General features: G+C 49.4%; 4 protein-coding genes, 4 tRNA genes and 1 pseudogene. 7 read left to right on the top strand and 2 right to left on the bottom strand.

Annotated features, from left to right (window positions below):
• Positions 1 to 269: 269 nt before the first annotated feature.
• Complete coding sequence (gene murB / locus KQJ18_RS21855; protein ID WP_087856916.1) at positions 270 to 1,298, top strand: UDP-N-acetylmuramate dehydrogenase; 1,029 nt, start codon at positions 270 to 272, stop codon at positions 1,296 to 1,298.
• Positions 1,295 to 2,257 (top strand): bifunctional biotin--[acetyl-CoA-carboxylase] ligase/biotin operon repressor BirA, encoded by a 963-nt coding sequence (gene birA / locus KQJ18_RS21860; protein WP_038636096.1) that lies wholly within the window; start codon positions 1,295 to 1,297, stop codon positions 2,255 to 2,257. Before murB ends, birA begins: the two co-directional genes overlap by 4 nt.
• 32 nt (positions 2,258 to 2,289) lie before the next feature.
• On the opposite strand, the gene coaA is transcribed toward birA, so the two are convergent.
• Both coaA and KQJ18_RS24745 read right to left on the bottom strand, forming a co-directional pair.
• On the bottom strand, positions 2,290 to 3,240 hold the full coding sequence (gene coaA, locus KQJ18_RS21865; protein WP_032940924.1) for a type I pantothenate kinase: 951 nt from the start codon (positions 3,238 to 3,240) through the stop codon (positions 2,290 to 2,292).
• A gap of 303 nt (positions 3,241 to 3,543) precedes the next feature.
• Positions 3,544 to 3,612 (bottom strand): annotated as a pseudogene (locus tag KQJ18_RS24745) (hypothetical protein); the annotation flags it as partial.
• Positions 3,613 to 3,631: 19 nt separating this feature from the next.
• Between KQJ18_RS24745 and KQJ18_RS21870 the strand changes: the two are divergent.
• From KQJ18_RS21870 to KQJ18_RS21890, 5 genes are all read left to right on the top strand, one after another.
• A tRNA-Thr gene (locus KQJ18_RS21870) sits at positions 3,632 to 3,707 on the top strand.
• 8 nt (positions 3,708 to 3,715) lie between these two features.
• Positions 3,716 to 3,800: transfer RNA gene (locus tag KQJ18_RS21875), tRNA-Tyr, on the top strand.
• Between the two features lie 114 nt (positions 3,801 to 3,914).
• A tRNA-Gly gene (locus KQJ18_RS21880) sits at positions 3,915 to 3,989 on the top strand.
• Between the two features lie 5 nt (positions 3,990 to 3,994).
• A tRNA-Thr gene (locus KQJ18_RS21885) sits at positions 3,995 to 4,070 on the top strand.
• A 118-nt stretch (positions 4,071 to 4,188) separates the two neighbouring features.
• The coding region (locus KQJ18_RS21890; RefSeq protein ID WP_000031665.1) for a GTP-binding protein at positions 4,189 to 4,411 on the top strand (223 nt) is incomplete at its 3' end.

A 4,411-nucleotide genomic window follows, 5' to 3' on the forward strand; every position in this document is an offset into this window, starting at 1 on the left:
CGGGAGCGGATTTGAACGTTGCGCAGCAACGGCCCGGAGGGTGGCGGGCAGGACGCCCGCCATAAACTGCCAGGCATTAATTAAAGTGAAGAAGCCCGTCCTGCCGGATGGGCTTTTTTGCGTCTGTACGAAATGAAACCTGCCGGATGCGGCGCACCGCCTTATCCGGCCTGCCAAAGCGCATCAGGCAACCCCCTTGCCTCCATAAGACAAGCCATCCTGCGGCATATGCGGTAAACTAAGCGCGATTTTGCATCAGGAAAGCGTCTATGAATCACTCCCTTAAAGCCTGGAACACCTTCGGTATCGATCAACAAGCTAATGAGCTTGTCTGCGCCGAAAATGAGCAACAACTGCTGAATGCCTGGCAATCAGCGAATGCATCACATCATCCAGTACTGATCCTGGGCGAGGGGAGTAACGTCCTGTTTCTCGATACCTTCCATGGAACGGTGATCGTCAATCGAATCAAGGGCATTGAGATCACAGAACAACCTGAGGCGTGGCACCTGCACGTCGGTGCCGGTGAGAACTGGCATCATCTGGTACAGCACACGCTGCAAGAAGGTATGCCTGGACTGGAAAATCTGGCACTCATTCCCGGATGTGTCGGTTCATCGCCCATTCAGAATATTGGTGCTTATGGTGTGGAGCTGCAGCGTGTCTGCGAATATGTGGACTGCGTTGAACTGTCAACCGGCAAACATCTGCGCGTCAGCGCCGCGGAATGCCGTTTTGGTTACCGTGACAGCATCTTCAAGCATGAATATCAGGATCGTTTCGCAATTGTTGCCGTTGGTTTGCGCTTGCCTAAACAGTGGCAGCCCGTTCTCACTTACGGTGACTTGACGCGTCTGGATCCTACAACCGTGACGCCTCAGCAGGTTTTTGATTCTGTCTGTCATATGCGCACAACAAAGCTGCCTGACCCGAAAGTTAACGGTAATGCCGGTAGCTTCTTTAAAAACCCGGTTGTTACAGCGCACGTTGCGCAGGAACTGTTGGCCAAATTCCCGACTGCGCCTCATTACCCGCAGGTAGATGGTTCAGTAAAACTGGCTGCCGGCTGGCTTATCGATCAATGCCAGCTAAAAGGCATGCGTATTGGTGGGGCAGCGGTACATCAGCAGCAAGCACTGGTACTGATCAATGCAGACCGTGCGACCAGTCAGGATGTGGTACAACTAGCGCATCATGTACGCCAAAAAGTCGGTGAGAAATTCAATGTCTGGCTCGAACCCGAGGTCAGATTTATTGGCCCACAGGGTGAAGTGAATGCTGTGGAGATCATCGCATGAAAGATAATACCGTCCCCCTGACGCTTATTTCCTTGTTAGCCGACGGCGAATTTCATTCTGGTGAGCAGCTTGGTGAACAGCTGGGAATGAGCCGTGCGGCAATCAATAAGCATGTTCAGACGCTACGCGACTGGGGCGTTGATGTCTTTACTGTTCCCGGTAAAGGATACAGCTTACCTGAGCCTATCCAGTTATTAGACTCATCACTGATTCATTCTCAGTTGGATGGAGGGAATATCACGGTTCTGCCGGTTATCGACTCAACCAACCAGTACCTGATGGACCGTATTGGTCAACTGGAGTCAGGGGATGCCTGCGTCGCTGAGTATCAGCAGGCCGGTCGTGGTCGTCGCGGACGTAAGTGGTTCTCACCGTTTGGCGCCAATCTGTATCTCTCAATGTTCTGGCGACTGGAGCAAGGACCGGCAGCCGCAATTGGTCTGAGTCTGGTGATTGGTATTGTCATGGCGGAGGTTTTACGCGATTTGGGGGCGGATAAAGTTCGCGTGAAATGGCCGAACGATCTCTATCTGCTCGATCGTAAACTGGCCGGAATTCTGGTTGAACTCACCGGTAAGACGGGCGATGCCGCGCAAATTGTTATCGGTGCGGGTATTAATATGTCCATGCGCCGGGTAGAAGAGAATGTCGTTAATCAGGGCTGGATTAATCTCCAGGAAGCGGGAATTAACATTGACCGCAATACCCTTGCTGCCCGACTAATCCGCGAGCTGCGCGCTGCGTTGGTATTGTTTGAGCATGAGGGCTTAGCGCCGTATTTGTCCCGCTGGAAGACGCTGGACAACTTTATCGACCGCCCGGTAAAACTCATTATTGGCGATAAAGAAATATTTGGGATATCTCGTGGAATAGATGCACAAGGTGCATTATTGCTCGAACAAAATGGCGTGATAAAACCCTGGATGGGCGGAGAAATATCGCTCAGAAGCGCTGAATAATAACAAGGGGAGCTGCGGCTCCCCTTGTTAATTTATTTGCGTAGTCTGACCTCTTCAACAGCATGATTGGCGCTTTTGGTCATGATTAAGCTGGCACGCTCACGCGTTGGTAAAATATTTTGCTTTAAATTCAGCCAGTTAATCTCTTTCCATAACGAAGTGGCCGTGTTGATTGCCTCGTCTTCCGACAATTTCGCATAATTATGGAAATAAGAGTCTGGGTTGGTAAATGCTCCTTCGCGGAATTTCAGGAAGCGGTTGATATACCACGTCTGGAGTAATTCCTCTGGTGCATCAACATAAATAGAAAAATCGACAAAATCAGAAACAAATACATGATGTGGATCGTGAGGATAATCCATCCCGCTCTGTAATACATTAAGCCCTTCAAGTATTAATATGTCGGGTTGGGCAACAGTTTTGTCGCCATCAGGGATCACATCATAGATAAGATGGGAGTATACCGGTGCCGTGACGTTGGGTACGCCTGACTTCAAATCGGAAACGAATTTAACCAGACGGTGCATATCATAGGACTGAGGGAAGCCTTTCTTCTTCATGAGTCCACGATCTTTCAACACCTGATTGGGATGAAGAAAACCGTCGGTCGTAATCAATTCAACCTTACGATGCTCAGGCCAGCGACTCAACAGTGCCTGCAAAACACGTGCTGTGGTGCTTTTGCCAACGGCGACGCTGCCAGCAATGCTGATAATATAAGGAATACGCTCGCCGTTAGTGCCTAAAAATTGCTCCAGCACCGCCTGACGTCGCAGGTTCGAACTGATGTAAAAATTTAGCAAACGCGATAGAGGCAAATAAATTTCGGCAACTTCTTCCAGCGACAAGTCTTCGTTAATGCCTTTCAGACGAGCAATCTCTTCCTCGGTCAGGGTCATTGGCACGGAATCACGAAGCGCAGCCCACTGGTTGCGATCAAACTGTAGGTAAGGCGACGTTAACGCTTGCTCTTTTATACTCATACGCATGGTCTGGCTGTCATTGCTATATCAGGTCTGCGGTAAAAAAACGAAATCATCCCCGGCACGCAATGGCACGCACATTTCAGTTAATTTGGACAATGGGCAGGAGGGTAACACCAGATGAGGGGGAATAATAAGAAAAAATCATCCCCTGAAAAGCAATGTGACGGCAATTCCAGATGTATAAAGAGGTACTTTCTCTCTATGGATAAGTGCATGGCGGCGAAAAACTTGCCTTTGGAAGGGCGCGCGTCGTTGGAAATTTGTCCAATCATACGAAGAAATAGATTATTTATCGGACGTATAGTGCAAAATGTGAGCGATAGAACATTTTATGCAATTTTTTAGTTGCATGAGTGCGCAGGTCTCCATAAAATGCGCGCTACTTGATGCCGACTTAGCTCAGTAGGTAGAGCAACTGACTTGTAATCAGTAGGTCACCAGTTCGATTCCGGTAGTCGGCACCATCAAGTCCGGTGGGGTTCCCGAGCGGCCAAAGGGAGCAGACTGTAAATCTGCCGTCACAGACTTCGAAGGTTCGAATCCTTCCCCCACCACCACTTTCTGGCAGCGTTATCGCCGCCTGAGTTGGTTAAAAAATTAATCAGCTCGAACATAAAAGAGAGAAATCTCTTTTTTGTTACAGAAAGAACTGGGTAGCCGAGTTTCAGGATGCGGGCATCGTATAATGGCTATTACCTCAGCCTTCCAAGCTGATGATGCGGGTTCGATTCCCGCTGCCCGCTCCAGACGTGCTGATATGGCTCAGTTGGTAGAGCGCACCCTTGGTAAGGGTGAGGTCCCCAGTTCGACTCTGGGTATCAGCACCACTTCACTTCTCCTTCCCGTTTCTCTCTGTTTACTTTTAAAAGCATTCAACAGCTCAGGTATATTGCCTGGTTGATGTGGTGATATCACCGATTTATCCGTGTCTTAGAGGGACAATCGATGTCTAAAGAAAAATTTGAACGTACTAAACCGCACGTTAACGTCGGTACTATCGGCCACGTTGACCATGGTAAAACAACGCTGACCGCTGCAATCACTACCGTACTGGCTAAAACCTACGGCGGTGCTGCTCGTGCATTCGACCAGATCGATAACGCGCCGGAAGAAAAAGCTCGTGGTATCACCATCAACACTTCTCACGTTGAATATGACACCCCGACTC

The sequence above is a fragment of the Citrobacter sp. S55_ASV_140 genome (genome assembly GCF_018919505.1).
In the GTDB taxonomy this organism is placed as follows: domain Bacteria; phylum Pseudomonadota; class Gammaproteobacteria; order Enterobacterales; family Enterobacteriaceae; genus Citrobacter; species Citrobacter werkmanii.